The sequence below is a fragment of the Natrinema salsiterrestre genome, assembly GCF_029502005.1.
Lineage (GTDB): Archaea > Halobacteriota > Halobacteria > Halobacteriales > Natrialbaceae > Natrinema > Natrinema salsiterrestre.
Window position 1 is genome coordinate 25,895 of the sequence record NZ_JAMQOT010000006.1, and the last position, 19,875, is coordinate 45,769.

14 protein-coding genes are annotated in these 19,875 nt (G+C 65.1%); 8 read left to right on the forward strand and 6 right to left on the reverse strand.

Translation table 11 applies throughout. The annotated features are described in order from the left end of the window. Positions 1 to 35 precede the first annotated feature (35 nt). On the forward strand, positions 36 to 1,631 hold the full coding sequence (locus NDI89_RS16540; RefSeq protein WP_277523038.1) for a tryptophan--tRNA ligase: 1,596 nt from the start codon (positions 36 to 38) through the stop codon (positions 1,629 to 1,631). Between the two features lie 33 nt (positions 1,632 to 1,664). On the opposite strand, the gene NDI89_RS16545 is transcribed toward NDI89_RS16540, so the two are convergent. Next, on the reverse strand, positions 1,665 to 4,268 hold the full coding sequence (locus NDI89_RS16545) for a PAS domain S-box protein (protein WP_277523040.1): 2,604 nt from the start codon (positions 4,266 to 4,268) through the stop codon (positions 1,665 to 1,667). Between the two features lie 372 nt (positions 4,269 to 4,640). On the opposite strand from NDI89_RS16545, the gene NDI89_RS16550 reads away from it, so the two are divergent. Next, positions 4,641 to 5,894, forward strand: a complete 1,254-nt coding sequence (locus NDI89_RS16550) for a hypothetical protein (RefSeq protein ID WP_277523042.1) — start codon at positions 4,641 to 4,643, stop codon at positions 5,892 to 5,894. 2 nt (positions 5,895 to 5,896) lie between these two features. Here NDI89_RS16550 and NDI89_RS16555 read toward each other — a convergent pair whose 3' ends face one another. Both NDI89_RS16555 and NDI89_RS16560 read right to left on the reverse strand, forming a co-directional pair. After that, positions 5,897 to 7,570, reverse strand: coding sequence for a histidine kinase N-terminal 7TM domain-containing protein (locus tag NDI89_RS16555; protein ID WP_345781976.1), 1,674 nt, complete (start codon positions 7,568 to 7,570; stop codon positions 5,897 to 5,899). A 126-nt stretch (positions 7,571 to 7,696) separates the two neighbouring features. Continuing rightward, positions 7,697 to 8,638 carry a UbiA family prenyltransferase gene (locus NDI89_RS16560; protein WP_277523046.1) on the reverse strand — a complete coding sequence of 314 codons (942 nt, stop codon included), beginning with the start codon at positions 8,636 to 8,638 and terminating at the stop codon, positions 7,697 to 7,699. A gap of 520 nt (positions 8,639 to 9,158) precedes the next feature. Here NDI89_RS16560 and pheS point away from each other — a divergent pair. Together pheS and pheT are read left to right on the forward strand one after the other, a co-directional pair. Beyond that, positions 9,159 to 10,685, forward strand: a complete 1,527-nt coding sequence (pheS, locus tag NDI89_RS16565; RefSeq protein ID WP_277523048.1) for a phenylalanine--tRNA ligase subunit alpha — start codon at positions 9,159 to 9,161, stop codon at positions 10,683 to 10,685. Continuing rightward, on the forward strand, positions 10,685 to 12,397 hold the full coding sequence (gene pheT / locus NDI89_RS16570; protein ID WP_277523050.1) for a phenylalanine--tRNA ligase subunit beta: 1,713 nt from the start codon (positions 10,685 to 10,687) through the stop codon (positions 12,395 to 12,397). The genes pheS and pheT overlap by 1 nt, the downstream gene beginning before the upstream one ends. A gap of 43 nt (positions 12,398 to 12,440) precedes the next feature. Here the strand turns inward: pheT and NDI89_RS16575 are convergent, their stop codons facing one another. Together NDI89_RS16575 and NDI89_RS16580 are read right to left on the reverse strand one after the other, a co-directional pair. Continuing rightward, complete coding sequence (locus tag NDI89_RS16575; protein ID WP_277523052.1) at positions 12,441 to 15,332, reverse strand: M14 family metallopeptidase; 2,892 nt, start codon at positions 15,330 to 15,332, stop codon at positions 12,441 to 12,443. Between the two features lie 480 nt (positions 15,333 to 15,812). After that, on the reverse strand, positions 15,813 to 16,010 hold the full coding sequence (locus tag NDI89_RS16580; RefSeq protein ID WP_006431836.1) for a SymE family type I addiction module toxin: 198 nt from the start codon (positions 16,008 to 16,010) through the stop codon (positions 15,813 to 15,815). 238 nt (positions 16,011 to 16,248) lie between these two features. On the opposite strand from NDI89_RS16580, the gene NDI89_RS16585 reads away from it, so the two are divergent. The 4 genes from NDI89_RS16585 to pheA all read left to right on the forward strand — a co-directional run bounded on the left by NDI89_RS16585 (position 16,249) and on the right by pheA (position 19,255). Continuing rightward, the gene (locus tag NDI89_RS16585; RefSeq protein WP_277523056.1) at positions 16,249 to 16,557 is read left to right on the forward strand and encodes a non-histone chromosomal MC1 family protein; all 309 of its coding nucleotides are present in this window, start codon (positions 16,249 to 16,251) and stop codon (positions 16,555 to 16,557) included. A 343-nt stretch (positions 16,558 to 16,900) separates the two neighbouring features. After that, on the forward strand, positions 16,901 to 17,050 hold the full coding sequence (locus NDI89_RS16590) for a hypothetical protein (RefSeq protein WP_277523058.1): 150 nt from the start codon (positions 16,901 to 16,903) through the stop codon (positions 17,048 to 17,050). Between the two features lie 5 nt (positions 17,051 to 17,055). Further along, positions 17,056 to 18,360, forward strand: a complete 1,305-nt coding sequence (locus NDI89_RS16595; protein ID WP_307729431.1) for an MFS transporter — start codon at positions 17,056 to 17,058, stop codon at positions 18,358 to 18,360. A gap of 82 nt (positions 18,361 to 18,442) precedes the next feature. Continuing rightward, positions 18,443 to 19,255 (forward strand): prephenate dehydratase, encoded by an 813-nt coding sequence (gene pheA / locus NDI89_RS16600; RefSeq protein WP_277523063.1) that lies wholly within the window; start codon positions 18,443 to 18,445, stop codon positions 19,253 to 19,255. A 92-nt stretch (positions 19,256 to 19,347) separates the two neighbouring features. Here pheA and NDI89_RS16605 read toward each other — a convergent pair whose 3' ends face one another. Then, complete coding sequence (locus tag NDI89_RS16605) at positions 19,348 to 19,506, reverse strand: hypothetical protein (protein WP_226004636.1); 159 nt, start codon at positions 19,504 to 19,506, stop codon at positions 19,348 to 19,350. Positions 19,507 to 19,875 lie beyond the last annotated feature (369 nt).

The following is a 19,875-nucleotide window of genomic DNA, read 5'->3' on the forward strand; positions in this document are numbered from 1 at the left end:
AAGGCTTTTGCGCGCTGCCGAGCCAAATCGGGATAATGACCGGAGACGACCCACTCGAGGAGTCCGAGTCAGGGGACCCGACGACTGGTGAACCGCTGACCGATGGAGGGGCTGCAGGTGCCGACGACGTCGCGCTGGACCCCTGGGGATCCTCGAGCGTCTCCGACTACCGGAAGCTGTTCGAGGAGTTCGGCATCGAGGAGTTCGACGAGGTCCTCGAAGAGGTACCGAACCCACACTACCTGATGCGTCGCGGCGTCATCTTCGGCCACCGCGACTACCGGCCGGTCGCCCGGGCGTTACGGAACGACGACCCGGCCGCCGTCCTCTCGGGCTTCATGCCCACCGGCGACCCGCACATCGGCCACAAGCTCGTCTTCGACGAGATCATCTGGCATCAAGAGCAGGGGGCCGACGCCTACGGGTTGATCGCCGACCTCGAGGCCAACTCCGCCCGCGGGATGAGCTGGGCGGAGATCGACGAGCACGCGCGCAACTACCTGCTCTCTCTCCTCGCGCTCGGCTTCGATCCCGAGGAGGGCGAACTCTACCGCCAGTCGACCAACCGCGAGGTCCAGGATCTGGCCTTCGATCTCGGCGCGGAGGCCAACTTCTCCGAGTTTCAGGCGATCTACGGCTTCGACGGCGAGACGGACGTCTCCCACATGCAGTCGGTCGTCACCCAGATGGCCGACATCCTCTACCCGCAACTCGAGGAGCCGAAGCCGACCGTGATTCCGGTCGGGCCGGATCAGGACCCCCACGTCCGACTGGCCCGGGACCTCGCCGAGCGGATGCGCTTTTTCAAAGTGAGCGAGGCCTACGCGAGCTTCGAACTCGAGGACGACGAGCGCGCCCTCGTCGCCGAGTTCTACGAGCGGCTCGACCCCGTCGAGTTCGACGACGACGACCTGCGCTGCGTCCACGTCGCCGAGGCGCTCGAGGAGACGCCGCTGTCGGAACTCGACGCGAGCGCCGACACGCTGAGTTCGGTACTGACGAAGCTGAACGAGGCCGGTATGGAGCCCGTTCGGCCGCGAACTCGCTTCTTCGACCGACGCGCGACCGACGACGCGTTCGACGCCCTCATCGACGCCATCGAGGGCGAAAAGCGGGTCTACGAGAGCCACGTCGACGCCTTCGAGATCGACCGCGCCGAGGCCGAGGAACTCGCCCGCGAGATCGAGGTCGATAACGGCGGCTACGGCTTCCAGCCGCCCTCTTCGATCTACCACCGATTCATGACCGGGCTGACCGGCGGCAAGATGTCCTCTTCGATCCCCGCGAGTCACATTTCGCTGCTCGACGACCCGGAGGACGGCTACGACAAGGTGAAGGCGGCGACGACCGGCGGCCGGGAAACCGCCGAGGAACAACGCGAGAAAGGCGGGAAGGCCGACGAGTGCCCCGTCTACGAACTCTACGCCTACCTGCTGGCCGGCGACGACGACGAGTTCGCCAAGCGCGTCTACGACGAGTGCGTCGGCGGCGACCGCCTCTGTGGCGACTGCAAGGAACAGGCCGCGCAGTTGATGAAGGACTTCCTCGCGGAACATCAGGAGAAACGCGAGGACGTCGAGGACCTGCTCGAGAACGCGGACATCGAACTCGAGTCGCCGCGGCGTCGATAACTGAGCTTGGCGGCCGAGCCCTCGATGCGTCGATCACGTCGGGTCGCTTACGTCGGTGAACTCGAATCGGGCCCCGCCGGAGTCGCCCTCGACCAGCTCGACTTGCCAGCCGTGTGCGTCGGCGATCTCCGTGACGATCGAGAGTCCCAGCCCCGTCCCATCGGTCGTCGTCGAATAGCCGCTTTCGAACACCTGATCGCGATCCGCCGGCGAGATTCCGGAGCCGTCGTCCTCGACGTAGAACCCGTCGTCGAGCCCGCCGACGGTGACGGTGATCCCCTCGCCACCGCGCTCGACGGCGTCTTCCGACCCGTCAGAGCCCGACTGGCTCGGCGAGCCGTGTTCGACGGCGTTTCGGAGCAGGTTTTCCAGTAGCTGACGGACGCGACTTTCGTCGGCGAGGACTCGCCCCGGCGAGTCGAGGCGAACGGTCGCGTCTCCAGTGTCGACGGTTTGCCAACACTCCTCGACGAGCTTTCGCAGGGTGACGGTGTCGATCGAATCGACCCGGTCCCCCTGTCGAGCCAGCATCAACAGATCCTCGACGAGTTGTTCCATCCGGTCGATCGCGTAGTAGCAGTGCTCGAACTGCTCCGGATCGCCGGTCTCCTCGGCCAGTTCCAGCGAGCCGGCGAGCAGATTCAACGGATTCCGGAGGTCGTGGCTGACGATACTGGCGAACGCTTCCAACCGTTCGTTCGTTCGCTCGAGTTCGCGTTCGCGGCGCTTTCGCTCGGTGATATCCCGCGAGTTGATCAGATAGCCGTCGATCGGCGTCCCCGATCGATTGGTGCCGATCGACTCGAGCCACCGCCACGACCCGTCCGCGTGTCGGATCCGTAACTCGATCCGATCGGAGGTCGCTCCCGGACGGTCGACCAGGTCTGCGAACTGCGCCGTGACCGCCTCCCTGTCGTCGGGATGCACGTGCTCGAAGGCGTTCTCGTCCTCGAGTGCGCTCGGTTCGTACCCCAGAACCCGTTGGATCGACGGGGTCTGATACTGGACGGTGCCCTCTTCGTCGAGAACCGTGACGAGGTCAGTCATCTCCTCGAGGAGGATTTCGAACACTTCGAGCTCGCGTTCCCGTTGCTTTCGTTCGGTGACGTCGTGGGCGGAGGCGATGAGCGAGACTACGTCGCCCCCGCCGTTCGTAACCGGCCGAATCGTGCCGGAAACCGTGAACGTGTCGTCCCCCTGCGCGGCGTGTTCGCGCTCGTATTCAACGTATTCGCCGTCGGCGGCGCGGTCGATCCACTCCCGAACGTCCGCGGCTGCGTCGGGGGGCCACCACGGCGCGTCCCAGAACGGATCGCCAGCGATCTCCTCGAGCTCGGCGTCGATGGCGCTCATCGCCGTCTCGTTTGCCTGGATGAGCGTCCCGTCGGGCTCGAGCAGGCCGACGAGCATTTTCGGATCCTCGAATACGGCCTCAAACTGTCGTTTGTGCCGTTCTAGCTCCCGTTTTCGTTCGTCGAGTGCGGTAATATCCCGCCCCTCGGGAACGAGCAACGTCACGGTCCCTTGCTCGTCTCGAACCGGACGGACCGAAAAGTCGATCGTCGCGGTTCCGTCCGCTCCCTGCACTTCGACCGTCCGACGAGCGAATTCGCCGTTCGAAGCCCTCGATACGTCCTCCATCACCCGTTTCTGAAGCGCGTTTGAGTGGCTGAACCAGCCGGCCTCCCAGATGGGACGACCGATGACATCGTCCCGATCGAAACCGCCGAACTCGAGTGCGGGGTCGTTGGCCTCGATCAGCGTTCCGTCGGGTTTCAGCAGTCCCGTGAACTGGTACGTGTGGTTGAAGATCGTCTCGTATCGGCGAGTCGCAACCGTCCGGTCGGCGACGTCGCAGACGGACGCTGAGACCCCACCGCCGGGATCGGGACAGACGCGAACCGACAGCCAGCCGTCCGTTCCTGAATAGTACCCCTCGGTCGACGTCGGTTCGCGCTTCTGCATCGTCCGCCGGAACGCGTCCTCGAACCCAGTCCCGACGAAGTCGGGAAGGACGTCCCAGAGGGACCGACCGCGGACTGCGTCCGCGTCGACGTCGAAAATCCGTTCGGCCCGGTCCTCGATCAGGGAGAGCCGCCACTCCGGGCCCACCTCGAGTACCGTGTCGGTCAGCCAGTCCGGACTCGCTCGGTCGTCGGAGTCGCCGCGGCGCAACTCGGATCCGGCGCTCGTCTCGGCTTCCCGTTCGGACAGCGCGAGCGATTGCCGCCGCCGCTCAAGCAAGGAGTGCAGTCGACGGCGGAGGCGCGCCGGCTCGAGCGGCGGTTCGACGACCGCATCGACGAGCGGCGGGTCGTCGCCGGCGGCGGGATCGGAGAGGGAGATTCCGTCGGTATCCGGGTCGCGACGAAGCAGCACGATCGGACAGAACACCGGCTGTCGGCGGCCGACCCGGTGGCGCAGTTTCGCGGCGTACTCGGAGAAGAGACGATCCCCGACGATGGTCAGATCCGCGTCGGAGACGGATCGCTCGGCCGTGATCTCGTAGCGATCGCCCACGAAATCGCGAATCGTCGTTCGTCGGCCCTCGTCCGCGAGCAGTAGCTGTACGGTGTGGAAGTCGTCGGTACTCCCTGTTCGACCAGTCGAGTCGCTCGTCGATCGTTGTCCATTCATTCGTTGGCGGAAGTGGTTCGATTACGGCGGTCCGTCCCACACCGATATTCGATACAGGCGGGTCCGCCGAATCGCTCGTCGCAGCAGACGGTGGTGCCTCGACGGCGACCGACCGCGAGCCGCGACACTGGTCCTCTAGAACGAGCGGATCGTATTGGAAGTTGTGGCAGCAAGCACCCGATTTCGGGATGCGAGCGGTCGCCGTCGTCGGACGTCGCGAAGCGATCGGTCACCGAAACAGCCCGGCCGGACCCGGTGACGACTCTTCACGGTTCAATAGCGGACCTATGTCTATTAGTTCTACTTCCTCTTACCCTATATTTTGCTGTCTAGAGAAGATATATATGAGCGGTTGCGAAACCGTGAGTCACGATGGCCCGGCACCCCCGTGACCCGGACGACGAGCGATTAGTCTGTGCCGACGTGCTCGGCGCGTTCGGCGTCACGGCGGCGGATATCAGGCGGGAAGAGGTCAGCGACGAGCGCCTCGAGGCGGTGCTGGCCGAGGTGCTCGCGGACGAGGTCGACCGGACGTCGGTGCTTCGCCGGACGATCACCTGGGGCGACCGCGGCTTCGCCTGTCCGCCGCAGTACTCGCGAGCCGACCTCGCCGGCGAACTCGAGGCCGTCTTCGACGCGATCGGCTGGTCGTTCGCGGTCGAACCGGCGGAGGCGGGACTGGAACTCACCGCGACCGATCCGCGCGGTCGGAGCCGCGAGGCGTCGGTCACCTACCCCGACACGCCGCTGGGAGAGCACAACCTCCCCGCCGTCCTGTGGACGATCAACGAGACGATTCTCGCGGGGACGGGTGCCCGGTTCGTCCTCCTCTCGCCGGGCCGCAAGCGCTGGCGGGTCGCGCTGATCGAGGAGAGCGAACTCGAGCGACTCCGGGATCACTACGGCCCGCGGATCGCGGCGTTCGATCGACCGCTGTGCCCCGAGGGCGGACTGGCCGCGTACGTGTCGACGGAGAGGGCCGCCGACGCGACCGGGGCCGCCGGCGAGAGTCCCGGAAACGGGGGCGATAACGGCGATCCGTGGCCGTCGTGGGCGCTCGAGCGGGACAGTTGTCGATCGGCGGACGCGACCGGGAACGATGCATCAGTCGGCGACGAATCGGGAAGGAGAGCGCCGACGGTGCGAAGTATCGGGTCGACGGTCGACGGCTCCAGCGACGTCGACGGCTTCGAACTCCGGGGCTCTCCCTCGGTGTCGCGGAGCGACGACGAGGGCGAAGGCGAGGACGAGAGCGACGTCGGGACGGAGACGAACGACCGAACGTCGACCGCAGACGAGTTCGGATCGCTCTCGGGGACCAGTACGACCGCCCGCGTCACGAACGACTCGTTCGGGACCGACGTCGACTGGCAGTCCGAAGACGACCGGTATCAGGCGCTCGGCGCGGCGCTCGGTGCGGGCGGCAGGGTCTCCGTGCGCGGCCTGCTCGAGGACGACGAGTTCCTCCCCGAACTGCCGGCCGTCGAGCCCGACGAGACCCGAATCGAGTTCGAAGACGAGTTCGACCCCGAGGCCGTTTCCGAAGCGGCCGCGGCCGCCGAGGAGTCCGGGTTCGAGTGGGTCGACACCGGCTCCGTCGAGCGGACGCGAGTCTCGAACGGGTAGCGCTACTGGTCGTCCGAGGGACGTTCGGTCGATCGGTGTCCCGACGCGCCGGACGGGGTCAACACCGGTACCTCGACGGTGACGACCGAACCGCTCGGTTCGTTCGCGCCGAACGTCACGGATCCGCCGGCGAGTTCGGCACCCCACTTGGCCAGCCAGAGGCCGAGCCCGCTCCCGTGTTCCAGCGGCGTCTCGGTCCCGCGTTCGAGCGGCGACCGTTCGTAGTCATCGATACCGGGGCCGTCGTCCGCGATCCGGACCCGGACCCAGTCGCCGTCCGGCTCGACCTCGATCCGAACGGAGGGTTCCGAGCCGGCGTTGTGTTCGACGCCGTTTTCGATGAGGTTCTCGAAGACGGGCTCGAGGACGATAGCGACGTAGATATCGTCCAAGTCCCGCTCTCGCTCGATGCGAGCGGCCGGATACCGCTCGCGGACGGTCGCGATGCCGTCGTCGAGGAGCGATGCGAGCGAGACGGGATCGGCCGGCTCCCGTCCTTGTTCGAAGAGTTCGATGGTTTCGCGGGCTTTCGTCGCCAGTTCGTCGATCCGGCTCGCACTGGCCGTGATCTCGTCGGCCACGCCCTGACTCTCCTCGTCCGCGAGGAGGTCGGCGTAGCTGCTGATGACGTTCGTTTCGGTCCGGATGTTGTGCCTGAAGACGCGGTTCAGGACTTCGTGGCGCTGTTGCTGTCGGACGTGTTCGCTGACGTCGTGAAACGTGATGACGTGGCCGATCGTTCGATCGTGAATGTCGGTAATGCGAGTCGCCGTCACGTCGTACAGCCGGTCGTCGTGTGGACTCCGGAAGAGGCGTTGTTCCGAAACCGATCCGTCCGTCGGGACGAGCGACTCGTCCGGCACGACCTCCCGAAGCGGCCGACCGAGCGCGCAGCGGGGCTCGGTTCCGAGAAGCGCTGCACCGGTTTCGTTGCTGTCGACGATGTGATCGTGCCCGTCCGTGACGATGGCACCGTCGGGCATCCGCTCGAAGAGCAGTCGGCGCGCCCGCGGGTTCGGCGACGGACTCATTCCGAAGAGTCGGAACCGAGTGAGGGCCCCGAGATAGGCGACGCCGGAGATCGAGAACGCGACCGGCGTGGGATCGAGCCCCGGAAGCGGAACGGCGTCCATCAGAAAGAGGACGTTGCTCGCCCACGGAGCCATGATTCCGACGAGAAGCGCCGCGCTCTGTCCCCGGAACGGCAGCGAATCGTTCCAGATCAAGCCGAGGAGCGGAACGGACCCGAGCAGTCCGAGCAGGTACGTGTAGGCGGTGATGACCCAGAACCAGGGGCCGGGGCTCCGATCGAGCAGCGACAACCCGTCCTCGACGACCAGCGTCGAGTCGGTGTAGAGCAGGGGATTACCGGTGAGTGCGAAGACCACGGTGAGCAGCGGCACGAGCGAGAGGAGGACCACGTAGCGCGGCCGAACGTACCGATCGCGCCCGGTGTACTCGAGCGAAAAGAGCGCCCAGCCGACCGGGATCGTCACGACGCCGATCCACCGGAGGTTCGCCCAGAAGACTTTCGCGCCGAGCGTCGCCGCCTCGAGGTCGAAGATCAGGAAGGCAGACCACCAGCATTGACCGGCGAGCAGTACGACGAGCGGCACTGCACCCGGTTCGGGTCGTTCCCGCCAGGCGATGAGTGCCGCCGCCGTTCCGATCGCAATTGTCACGAGTAAGACACCAGACAGAATGGGAACGAATACCACCGATAGACGGTAGATATCGCTGGTAGATATTAAGCGTACGGGGAAGCAGCTCCACCTCGAAATATGTTCGAAATCGCCTTTATGTCAGATAAACACTACGATTAGCGCAACGACCAGAAAGACGACGAGATACTCGCACTCGGCTGCCTTCGCCAGCAGTCGCGCGTTTTCTGACCGACCGAGCAGCGACGTGACGCCGATCGAGTAGGCGATTCCGGCGAGCAGTGCGAGCGCCAGCTGAGCGGGTACGCACCCGGCGTGGACTGCGAGCACAACGAGTGCGGCCGTACCGCAATCGATCCCGAGGAGGATCCACCGCGTCCGATCCACACCGACGACCACCGGAATCGTCAGCACGCCGATCGCCCGGTCGCCCTCGACGTCGCGGACGTTCGGGATTTCCGTGTTCGTGAACACTCGGAGAAAGAAGTACGCGAAGACGACCAGCGTCGGAGTCGTCACGACGTCGTCGGCGAACGCGAGGGGGAGGAACGTCAGCGTCACCGCCCACGCGAGCGCGACCACCGTCGTGTTGACGAGAAAGACGTCTTTCAACCGCCGGACGTGCGCGCCGGTCCCGGGAATCCAGTCCGTAGCGTAGCACACCCAGAGTGCGCCCGGGAACAGGGTTATCGCGAGTGCGACCGGGCCGCCGAGCACGGAGAGCGCGACGGCGAGTCCGTACGCGACCGACGCCGACACGTAGAGCACGTCCCGGTGACGTTTGACGAAGGCCGCCTGTTCCGGGTTCGACACCGCGTCGGTATCGGCGTCCGCGAGCCTGTCGTTGGTATAGACCGCGAAGACGATCAGTCCGACGACGATCGCCGCGGGACTCGGCGGCAGGGAGAGGAGTACCGACACGACGACCACCTCGGCCATCGCGATCAGCGACAGATACGCCGAACTGTACACCAGCGCGTTCCACGCGCGTTTCGAACTCGAGGGGAGTCGAGCGAGTACCGCGCCCAGAAGGACGGCCGTCGCGCTACCCTCGTCTGCGAGCGTGTAATTTCTTCTACTCATAATTTTGTTACCATTCGAGAGCGGCCGTCTACTGGCCACTCCGCGGCGAATGTTCTGCAGTACTGACCGATGTAAGTGCGGGCTACAGCGTCGCTACATAACCAGCCGTGAGCGTTCGGACCACTGACCGGAGGCGATTCGGAACGGATTCGTCGGCACCGAGAGAGCCCAGTTCGAGCACGTCGCGCGACGCGACCGGGCTGAGAGGACGCAGTAACGGGTCGCCACCGACACCGACGGGTCGCACACGGGAGCCGTCTCGAGCACAAGGTTTTTGCGCTATCGTCGAGAGGCGAGACGTATGACGCCCGGATCCCACGGAGTCGGTGTCGACAGCCAGAGACGGCGAACGCGGTCGGGATTCGGCTTCTTCTTCGCCCGGTAACCCGGGCCGGTGGATCCGCGAGCGCTCACACCGGGCGCTCGCGGCGAAACCGACCGTTCGAGGTCACGGCGGGACTCGGTCCCGCGCAGTATCGGAACCGCTAACTGACCGACACGCAGGCATACGAACAAGCGAATGCAACTTCCAGCACAACAGGTCGCGGTCCTCGAGGCCGCGAACGCGGACGAGGCACTGTCCGTCGACGCCCTCGCCGCGGCGACCGAGCTCCCCCCGGAGACTGTCACCGGGGCCGTCTTCGAACTCGAGGACGAGGGACTGGTCGCCGTCAGCGAGCGGACCGACGAAACGGTCGCACTGACCGACGAAGGGCGCGACTACGTCGATACCGGGCTCCCCGAAGTTCGGCTGTACGAGGCCGCGCTCGAGGCCGGCGCCGACGCCGACCCCGTTTCGATGGGGCAGGTCATCGGCGCGTCGGGACTCGAGGGCGGCGCGGTCGACATCGCGCTCTCGAACTACGCGCGCAAGGGGTACGGCGCCATCGAGGGCGGCGAGATCACCGCGGATTCCGACGCGGATCCGGACGCCGACGCGGAGGCGAACGCGCTCGAGGCGCTCGCCGACGTCGACGACGCACCGGTCGACGGGGTCGACGTCGATTCGGAGACGCTCGAGTCCCTCGAGCGCCGCGGCCTGCTCGAGCGAACGGAGTCGACGGTCCGCGAGGTGACCCTGACCGAGCGCGCCGTCACTGAGCTGATGGCGGGGATCGAAACCGCCGAGACGGTCGGACAGGTGACCCCCGAACTACTCACGAGCGGCGAGTGGGAGGACGTCGAGTTCGCCGAGTACAACGTCGAGGCCGACGCCGAGCGCTTCGACGGCGGCAAGGTCCACATCCTGCGCCAGACCGCCGAGCGGGTCAAAGACACCCTCGTCGGGATGGGCTTCCAGGAGATGGACGGCCCCCACGTCGACGCGGACTTCTGGATCAACGACTGCCTGTTCATGCCGCAGGATCACCCCGCGCGCACGCACTGGGACCGGTTCGCCCTCGAGCGACCGACCCACATCGACGACCTTCCCGCGGATCTCGTCGACCGCGTCGAGCGCGCCCACAGGGAAGGCGTCGGCGAGGACGGCGAGGGCTACCACTCGCCGTGGGACGAGGACTTCGCCCGGGCGCTCGCGCTTCGGGGACACACCACCTCGCTGTCGACCCGCTACCTCTCGGGCGAGGAGATCGGCGACCTCGAGCCGCCACAGCGGTACTTCAGCGTCGAGAAGGTCTACCGCAACGACACGCTCGATCCGACGCACCTGCTCGAGTTCTTCCAGATCGAAGGCTGGGTGATGGCCGAAGACCTCTCCGTTCGCGACCTCATGGGGACCTTCGAGGAGTTCTACTCCCAGTTCGGGATCGAGGACATCCGGTTCAAGCCCCACTACAACCCCTACACCGAGCCGAGCTTCGAGCTGTTCGGCACCCACCCGACGACCGGCGAACTCGTCGAGATCGGCAACTCGGGGATCTTCCGCGAGGAGATGCTCGAGCCCCTCGGCGTGGAGTGCGACGTGATGGCCTGGGGACTGGCCCTCGAGCGACTGCTCATGCTGATGTACGGCTTCGAGGACATCCGGGACATCCACGGAACGCTGTGTGACCTGGAACTGCTGCGGGACACGGAGGTGACCTACTGATGCCCACGGTCGACATTGACCCCGACGAACTGCGAGACCTGACCGGCCACGACGAAAAGAGCGACGACGACCTGATCGACGACCTGTTCGGCCTCGGCCTCGAGTTCGAGGGTCGAACGGAGGACGGCGAGTTCGAACTCGAGTTCGCGCCCGACCGGCTCGATCGGCTCTCCGTCGAGGGGGTCGCCCGCTCGATGCGCTACCAGTACGGCGATTCGCGTGGCGTTCACGTCCCCTCGCCGAACTCGCCGGAGTGGACGATCGAAGTCGCGGAGTCGGTCCCCGACGAGCGCCCGTACGTCACGGGTGCAGTCGTCCGCGACGTCGATCTGGACGAGGAGGCCCTCGAGTCCCTGATCCAGCTCCAGGAGAAGCTCCACGCGACCATGGGGCGCAAGCGCGCGAAGGGTGCGATCGGGATCCACGATCTGACGATGTTAAAAGGGACTGCCGCCACCGAAGGCAACCCGACCATCCAGTACGTCGGCGTCGAGCCGGACGAAGACCGGTTCGTCCCTCTCGATTCGGATCAGGAGATGACGCCGGCCGACGTGCTCGAGGACCACCAGACCGGCCAGACCTACGCCGATCTCGTCAGCGAGTACGAGCGCTATCCGGCGATCTACGACAGCATCGGGCTGTTCTCGTTCCCGCCGGTGATCAACGGCCGGCGCACCGAGGTGTCGACGGACTCGCGGGACCTGTTCGTCGAGATGACGGGCACCGACCAGTGGACGATCGACAAGATGCTGAACATCGTCTGCTACGCGCTCTCGGCCCGGGGAGCCACGCTCGAGGAAGTTCGGGTGGACTATCCGGATCGCGAGGTCGTCCGTCCCGACCTCTCGATGAAGACGAAGACGGTCGCTCACGACCGCATCGAGACCATCCTCGGCATCGGGCTCGATCCCGACGAAGTGATCGACCTCGCCGAACGGTCGGGCCTCGAGGCAGAGAAAGCAGAGAGCGAGGACGGCAACCTCGTCTACGAGGTGACGATCCCGCCCTACCGCGTCGACGTGCTCCACCCGCTGGACGTCATCGACGACCTCGGGCGGGCCTACGGCTTCAACGAACTCGAGCCCCGCTATCCCGATATCGGGACCGTGGGCGGTCGTCACGAGCGCTCCCGGCTCGAGCGCTCGGTCCGCGAGCAACTCGTCGGGCACGGCTTCGAGGATATGCTGAACTTCCACATGATCAGCGAGGAGGAAAACTACGAGCGCCTCGACGTCTCGCCCGACGGTGACGTCTACGGTGCCGGCGAGGCCGCGACCATCAAAGAGCCCTACAGCGAGGACTTCACCATGCTGCGGACATGGGTCATGCCCTCGCTGTTGATGGTCCTCGAGCGAAACACCCACCGTTCGTACCCGCAGAACCTCGCCGAGATCGGCTTCGCCGCCGAGGTCGACGAGAGCGAGAACACCGGCGTCGCGGAGAGTCGCCGCGTCGGAGCCGTCCTCGCACACCACGAGGCCGGCTACGAGGACGCCAAGGCGCGGCTCCAGGCACTGGCCCGTAACTTCGACGTCGCCCTCGAGACGCCTCCCACCGACCACCCGACCTTCATTTCGGGTCGAACAGCGGCCGTCGTCATCGACGGCGAAGAAGTCGGCGTGATCGGCGAGGTCCACCCGAAGGTGCTCGTCGAACACGACCTCGAGGTGCCGGTGTCTGCCTTCGAGTTCGACCTCGGGGCGCTCCGATAGGGCCCGATCGCTCCCGATCGGGCAGCGAACGCGTCGTTCTCTTCTACCGAATCTCGCCGATGGTCTTCACGAGCTCGCCGTCCTCGTATCGTCGCTGTTCGAACCCGAGGGCGTTACACAGGAGCGTATGGCCCATGAACGAGACGGCGTAGTCCGCCATCCCGAAGGGGTGGAGTTCGGTCTGTCGGGCGGGTGGCAGCACCGATCCGAGGACGGTGATCTCCGCGTCGCCCGCCGAGAGCGTGCCGGCACCGACGCCGTAATCGGCCGGAACGGGCTCGCCGTCGTCGACCTCCCATCGCGGGTGGGTACCGGCGACGGAGCCGCCGGCGTCCGGGAACGCCTCGAGATCGACGGTCGTCGCGGGTTGGTCGATCCCCGTCGTGTAGCCGAGCTGTGATCCCTTCCAGATTTCCCGCTGCCGAGATCTAATTCCCGCGAGCAGGGGATGCTCGAGGTCCCGATCCTCGAGCGTTGCGAACTGCATCTCGCCGTCGCTGACGTCCTGGGGCGCGATCGCAGCGGCGTCGCCCACGTCGAGTTTGCCGAGCAGGTTCACGCCCGCGTCCGTGAGCACGAGATCGCCGCCGAGCTCGACGAAGGCCTCGATCGCGCGCATATACAGCGGATGCTCGATGCCGTCGTCGTGGGAGACGACGAGCGTGTCGTACCGACACGTCGAGAAGTCGTCCCAGAACAGGCGGCCGATGGCGACGTCCAGGACGCTCATCGCCTCGATCTCGCCGTCCTCGAGGAACGGCTCGAGGTCCTCGAAGAACTGCATCGGATCGACGGCGTACTCGCGCTGTTCGTATCCGAGCACCTCCTCGGGGTCGGGAACGTCGCCGTCGGCGTCGATCATCGTCGTGGCGACGCGAATCTCGGTGTCGGAATCGACCTCGATCTGCCACCGGCCGGCCTGCGGACGGCGGACGAAGGCTTCCTCGGAGTCGTGTTTTCGCGCCGCCGAATCCGTCGGATCCGCCTTCGCGGTGAGATCGATCTCTCGGACGGTATCTCCGTCCGGATCCCTGAGACGGATAGTCCCCTCGGTGGCGTGTCGAACGCCGTCGAACTGGACGAACAGGGAGTGCGAGGAGTCGACCGCTTCGACCGTCGCGCTCGACTGGGCCGAGGGACCGGGACCCAGCACCGCGTGACTCCGCCGCACCTCGGTCGCCCGTTCTTGCCCGTAGCCGCCGCCACGACCGGAATGATCGTCGGTGTGGGGAAGATCGGCCGACGAGCGCGTGAGTTCGTCGCTGGTGACGTACGCGGTGTCTCGCCCGCCGGTCGCGACGGTCGCGCTCGTCTCGCGTGCGGTCAGTTCCGCACAGGTTCGCATCGAGAGCCGGTACGCCGTGACGTAGTGACGCGAGGAGTACGGTTTCCACTCCTTCCGAGCGGCGACCAGGTGATTCGAGAGGATCACCTCCGGCGACACTGCGGTCGCTCCGAGCCCGCCGAACGCTTCGGGTTGGCCGGCCCAGTCCGCGAAGCCGCCGGTCACCTGGTAGTTGATCGAATCGTACGTCGTTCCCCAGTCGAAGAGGCCGTCGTAGCTATCGCCATCCGGGACAGCTTCGCTGCCGTCCTCTACCCACTCGTACATCTCTTCGATGGCGGTCGCGACGTCGTCTTCGATCGCGTCGATACCGCCCCAGCGGTCCTGCATCGCCTCGCCGATGCCGACGTTGGTCCCGTCGAGATCGTGTGTCTCGCCGTGATCGAGCGGCGCGTTCGTCTCGAGGTTGAAGACCGCGTGATCCGCGGTGTACATCCCGTGGTAGTCACAGAAGAACGCCACGTCGTCGTAATCGCGCAGGTGGTCGACGATGGCGAGCGCGTCCGGCACGAGATCGTAGTAGTCGTCGGGCGCGCCGTCGGGTTCGGCCGGTCGGAAACCGGGATTCGTCCAGCCGATCGTCGGGTACTGACGGTTGGTATCGATCGGCTGGCCCTCGAAAACGCTCGCGTTGCCGCGCTGGAAGTTGGTGTTGTGTTCCTCGACCCACGGGATTTCGCTCTGGGGCGTCCGCGAGACCCAGCCGTCGGGATTGGTGAACAGAAACACGAGGACGAGATCCTCGAGCAGCGGCTCGACGTCGTCCGCTCGACCCGCTGCGACGTCCTCGAGCAGCCGGCATCCGCTCTCGGTACCGGCGCGTTCGTCGCCGTGAATCGAGAGGGAGTAGACGACTTTCTCTTTCGACGCGAACGAGTCCCCGTCCCGGACGTTCGCCGTCACCTCGGCGACGTAGATCGGTTGCGGGTCCGGATCCTCGCCGGTGAATTGATTGGCCCAACCCGGCGACTCGCCGATCTCTCGAACGCGGACGCGGTCGGGATGGGTGGTCTCGAGGTGTGCGAGCCCCTGCCCGAGTTCGCCGTGCGAGACGTAGTTCCGCGCCTCCTCGACCGGCGGGAAGACGCCGTCGTCGTAGGGCGACTCGAGTTTCCACCACGGGTTCGCCCCGGGGGAGAAATCCAGTCGCTCGATCCCGTCTCGCTCGAGGACGTCCGCCACCTCGTCCGCGGTGAGATGAGCATGGGCCGCCGGCGCGGGCGATTCGCGGACGACCGCCTTCGGGGGCCGGCGGAGATCGGGGTCGGGTTCCGTCGGATACGCGTCCGCGAAGGACTCGAGCGCGCCCCGGGTCGCGAACTCGACGACGGTCGCCGCCTCGTACTCGTCGGACGTGTGGTTGACGACGAACGCGAGTTCGTCGGTCATCGCCTCGCCGCTGACGTCCGCGGTGGCGGATCCGGGAAGCGCGAGCGCGGCCCCCGTCGCCGCCGAGAGGCTCAGGAACGTCCGTCGATCGACGACGCTGTCGGCGAACCTGTCGTCCGAAACGCGTCCGTTGGGATCCTCGGTACCGGTGCTACGATCGTCAGACCGCGGCCATTTTGAACGGTTATTTTTAATAGGCATTAGGTATCGTGGCACTACCCACGCCAATGGACAATCATGCTTTCGTATAAATAAGATGGGAAAGAAGAGGATGTGTCTGGAACGGGTCTCGCCTCTCGAGCGAACCGAATTTGCGCGAGATATCGCTCGGGGTCGGAGATCCGAATCGTAACGTGACCACAGTCTACGTAATCAGTCTCGACCAAGTGGGACGGTCTCGTCACCGCGATTCCCGAACTCAACCGACTCCGTGAGGTTTCTTGAGGGGGACTGGTCCGCGGTTGTGATTCAGCGTTATGCTACCGCGAGCGAGTGAAACGAGCGAGCGGGCCGACGACTGATGTGAACGAACGACCGACGGGAGTGAGAGAACGGAAGGAGGAGTGCTTTTGATCGAAACTGAGCGGGATCTTCGATCCCGCGAGGTCCAAAAGAGCGCTGCGCGCTCTTTTGAAGATTTTGCCGAGGGCCGCCGAAGGCGGCCCGCAGAGCAAAATTTCGTTAGAACTCGTGTTCCACGTCGTCGTCGTCGGCTTTCTGGATGATTATTTTGCCGTCCCGGACTCGGACGAAGACCTCGTCGCCGATATCCATACCCGCGACCTCGAGTTCGTCCTCGTGGAGGTTGAGGTGGACGTTGTGGTAGTTACCGTCGTCGTCTTTCGCACCGCTTGGACTCAGCTTCTTTTTCCGTACCATCGCGGGATTCTATTGCGAACTTCGCCGTAGGATATACTTAAGTGTTTTCGACGCCCCAAATGGTGACTTCGATACGCACACGCCGGCCCGACAATCACGCGACGGCGACGAGCGGTAACTGCAGATATTGCGGTGATATGGCGTTCGCCCGTTACTTAAAGATACCGGCGCAGTCGGTCGATTTCCGGGGATATCTTTATGTCGGATCGTGTGCTGGGCTGACACGGAGGCGACAATCATGGTACGCGAAGACGGTAAACGGAACTTTGCACTGCGCGAATCGGGCGGTGACGAGTCGAGCGTCTTCTCGGGCAACACGCCCCGGCAGGCCGCACTCAAGGCCGCCCGCCGGCTCGAGCCCGGCTCGAGCGAAGCGGAAGCCGAACGAGTCGAACTGAAGCTCCGAGAGAAGGGGACGGACAAGGTCCACATCTACGACGGCTGGGCGTGGGAGGAGACGGCTCCCGACGACAAGCCCGACTGGATGCCAAACGAAATCACGGAGGCGAACGTCTCGAAGAAAGGAATCGACCACCTCGAAGAGTAAATCGTCCGATCGGTAGCTTTCTCCGGAGTCGGTTCGATCGCGAGCGATGTCGTTCTATCGCCCTCGAGGCGTGGGCACGGCCGGAGGGCCTCGAGTCGGTCGCAGGCAGTGAACGCGACCTCGAGCAGAGAGATGGTATCGAACAGGTGAGGGAGTCTCTCCGATCGATCGTTTGCAGACACGGGTGCTATTTTCAATAAGAAATATTTTTTCGCGATATCTGCCCACATATACGAACATAATACACGATAATACGGAACGTATTTGGGAGTATTGTCCCACAGGGTTAGAGGATACGAAGAAGTAGATTTATACAGTAGTCGCCGGATCATCCGCGTGAAATATGTGGAAGAACGTCGAAGTAAGTCCCGAAATACTGGTCAAGGGTGGCCTCATTTCTCGAGAAAAGAAAACGTTCGCCTCGATATTTGCGCTCGAGGTTCTAAAGATAAAAGAGATCTGCCGTGGGGCGGTCGGAGGTGAACAGTCGTGATCAAAATGACCAAGTGGCGGACGCTGGTGCTGGCGACGATCGGGTTCAACTTCTCGTTTCTGATCTGGTTCTCCTTCGCTCCGTTCACGGGGCCGATGGCCGAGGAGTTCGGTCTCTCGCTGGCGGAGATCGGGATCCTAGCGAGCGCGGCGATCTGGCTCGCACCGTTCGGTCGGATCCTGACCGGCTGGCTCTCCGATCGCTGGGGCGCGCCGACGGTGTTCGCCATCGTCCTGACGTACGTGGGCGTGTTCTCCATCGCGAGCGCCTTCGCCCAGTCGTACAGCGTCTTCTTCGTCACGCGACTGATCGTCGCGACGGCGGGGATCACCTTCGTCATCGGCATTCAACACGTCTCGGAGTGGTTCGACGAGGAACGGCTGGGGACTGCGGAAGGGATCTACGCCGGCGTCGGCAACGCCGGTGCCGCCGGCGGCGCGCTAATCCTGCCGCGCGTGTTCACCGAGAGCTGGAGCGGCCCGATCTTCGAGACGAGCTGGCGAGCGGCCTTCTTCTACACCGGGATCGTCTCGATCCTGCTGGCGATCGTCTACTACACGATCGGCGAGGCGGCCAAGTCCGAGGAGCGCCGCCGGGCGACCGCCGAGAGCGCGACGCTCAAACAGTGGCTCCACACTGCCACGCGATACGGGACGGTCGTGCTCGCGCTGGCGTACGTGATGAGCTTCGGCCTCGAGCTCTCGATGAACGGCTGGCTCGCCACCTACTACCGCGAGGGGTTCGATACGAACAACCTCGTCCTCGCGAGTACCTTCGCGGCGACGTTCTCCGTCGCGGCCGGTCTCCTGCGGCCGATCGGTGGCTACGTCAGTGACCTGCTGGCCCGCAAAGAAAAGAACATCCTGCCGGTCTTCACGGGCCGCTACCGCGAGCAGTGGACCTTCGTGACGCTGTGTTTCATCGTGCTCGCGATGATCGGAATGAGTCTGGCCGGATTGACCGGCGAGGTACTGCTCGCCGTCGCGGCCGGCTTCGTCGTCGGGATGGGCTGTGCGTTCGCGGAGGGAGCCATCTTCGCGCAGGTCCCGGCCATGTTTCCCGACAGTTCGGGGAGCGTCGCCGGCGTCGTCGGCGGCGTCGGCACGGTCGGCGGAATCGTCTACCCGCTCGTCTACGCCGCCCCGGTGATGCCGAGCCTCCACACCGGCTACTCCGTGGTCGCGGCGACGATGATCCCGATCGTCTTGCTGTGTGCGTGGGTCTTCCAGCCCCACGTCGCGGCTCGAGCGACGGACGACGGCTTCGTCGTCTCGCGCGAGGACGCGGCCGGAGCGCCGGCCGACGACTGATCGCACCGATATCGACGTCCGCTCGACTCACCCCTCGCGGGACCCGACGGTCTTTTGACCCGTTCCCTGCTACCGAGGGGTAATGGCTGCAGTTACGCTCGGACCCGAAGGGACCTACTCTCACAGAGCGACGAGTGCGATCGCCGACGACGAGGAGATCGACTTCCGACAGTCGGTCACGGCGATCGTCGACGCCGTCGCCGGCGGCGAGTACGATCGGGGCGTCATCCCGATCGAGAACAGTATCGAGGGCAGCGTCACCGAGAGTCTCGACGCCGTGGCCGACTACGACGTCGCCGTCGTCCGCGAGATCGTCACGCCGATCAGACACGCCCTGCTCGCTCAGGGGCCGGAGTTCGACACCATCGCCAGCCACTCGCAGGCGCTGGCCCAGTGCCGGTCCTACCTCGATCGCGAGTATCCCGACGCCACCCTCGAGGCCGTCGCGAGCACGGCCAAGGGCGTCGAGCTCGCCCGTGAGAATCCCTCGGTCGCGGGGATCGGCCATCCGGCGAACGCGGGCGGCGGTATCGAGGTCCTGGCCGAAGACATTCAGGATCAGGACTCGAACGCGACGCGCTTCTTCGCGCTCGCGCCCGCCGAGGAGCGCTCGAAGGGCGGCGGCAAGACCTCGGTCGTGGTCTATCCGAACGCCAACTACCCCGGCCTGTTGCTCGAGTTGCTCGAGCCCTTCGCGGATCGCGACATCAACCTGACTCGCGTCGAGTCGCGACCGAGCGGCCAGCGGTTGGGGGACTACGTGTTCCACATCGACTTCGAAGCGGGCCTCTACGAGTCGCGAACGAGCGAAGCGATCGCGGACCTCGAGGAGATCGCGGAGAACGGGTGGGTTCGGCGGCTCGGCTCGTACGATACCGAACACGTCGTCGAGTAGCGGCTCCGGGAGCTCGGTGAGCGGGTAACTGTTCGGAAGCCGAACGCGGACGCTACGGAGCGGAGAACCTGGTTTGGAACCGAAACGACCGGTCAGTCGCTCGTCGTCGCGTTTGCGGGCCGGAACCACGCCCGGAGACGGTCGGCGTAGGCGGCGACGCCGAGTCCCGCGACGAACGAGAGAAACGCCGGGACGAGGATCCACAGGAGGTCCGGATGCGTTGTACCAGTGTGAAGCGCGATGTTTTCCATACGGGCTCGTATTCGCAGGGCGGGCATAATACGATTGCTGTTGGCAGCACCTGCCGTGACCGGACGGTCGAAACGTCGTTTCGACGATCGGACTGCCAGTCGTCTTCGAAAGGTCCGGGTGCGAGAATCGAACTGCGCGTCTCAGCCGACACAGGCTGAAGGATGACCACTACCCCAACCCGGACACGAGGACACTGTACTCGGTGCTATCACCGCGATCCTATAGTACGTGCTGAGACTCCGCACTGTCTGTAAATCAGGGGAGGATACTTGTGGGTCGAGAGGCCTCGGCGGGAGCGCGTCGGGGCTACCCGAGTCGGCGTCCCCACCGGATCACAAACTGTTTGTCCGTGTCCCGCGGTACCACGA

What these genes read in the sequence shown, in the direction of transcription:
- NDI89_RS16540 (WP_277523038.1), top strand. Translation starts at nt 36, where the DNA reads ATGACCGGAGACGACCCACTCGAGGAGTCCGAGTCAGGGGACCCGACG.
- NDI89_RS16595 (WP_307729431.1), top strand. Translation starts at nt 17,056, where the DNA reads ATGACCAAGTGGCGGACGCTGGTGCTGGCGACGATCGGGTTCAACTTC.
- pheS (WP_277523048.1), top strand. Translation starts at nt 9,159, where the DNA reads ATGCAACTTCCAGCACAACAGGTCGCGGTCCTCGAGGCCGCGAACGCG.
- NDI89_RS16545 (WP_277523040.1), bottom strand. Translation starts at nt 4,268, where the DNA reads ATGAATGGACAACGATCGACGAGCGACTCGACTGGTCGAACAGGGAGT.
- NDI89_RS16585 (WP_277523056.1), top strand. Translation starts at nt 16,249, where the DNA reads ATGGTACGCGAAGACGGTAAACGGAACTTTGCACTGCGCGAATCGGGC.
- NDI89_RS16580 (WP_006431836.1), bottom strand. Translation starts at nt 16,010, where the DNA reads ATGGTACGGAAAAAGAAGCTGAGTCCAAGCGGTGCGAAAGACGACGAC.
- pheT (WP_277523050.1), top strand. Translation starts at nt 10,685, where the DNA reads ATGCCCACGGTCGACATTGACCCCGACGAACTGCGAGACCTGACCGGC.
- NDI89_RS16605 (WP_226004636.1), bottom strand. Translation starts at nt 19,506, where the DNA reads ATGGAAAACATCGCGCTTCACACTGGTACAACGCATCCGGACCTCCTG.
- pheA (WP_277523063.1), top strand. Translation starts at nt 18,443, where the DNA reads ATGGCTGCAGTTACGCTCGGACCCGAAGGGACCTACTCTCACAGAGCG.
- NDI89_RS16575 (WP_277523052.1), bottom strand. Translation starts at nt 15,332, where the DNA reads ATGCCTATTAAAAATAACCGTTCAAAATGGCCGCGGTCTGACGATCGT.
- NDI89_RS16590 (WP_277523058.1), top strand. Translation starts at nt 16,901, where the DNA reads ATGTGGAAGAACGTCGAAGTAAGTCCCGAAATACTGGTCAAGGGTGGC.
- NDI89_RS16550 (WP_277523042.1), top strand. Translation starts at nt 4,641, where the DNA reads ATGGCCCGGCACCCCCGTGACCCGGACGACGAGCGATTAGTCTGTGCC.
- NDI89_RS16560 (WP_277523046.1), bottom strand. Translation starts at nt 8,638, where the DNA reads ATGAGTAGAAGAAATTACACGCTCGCAGACGAGGGTAGCGCGACGGCC.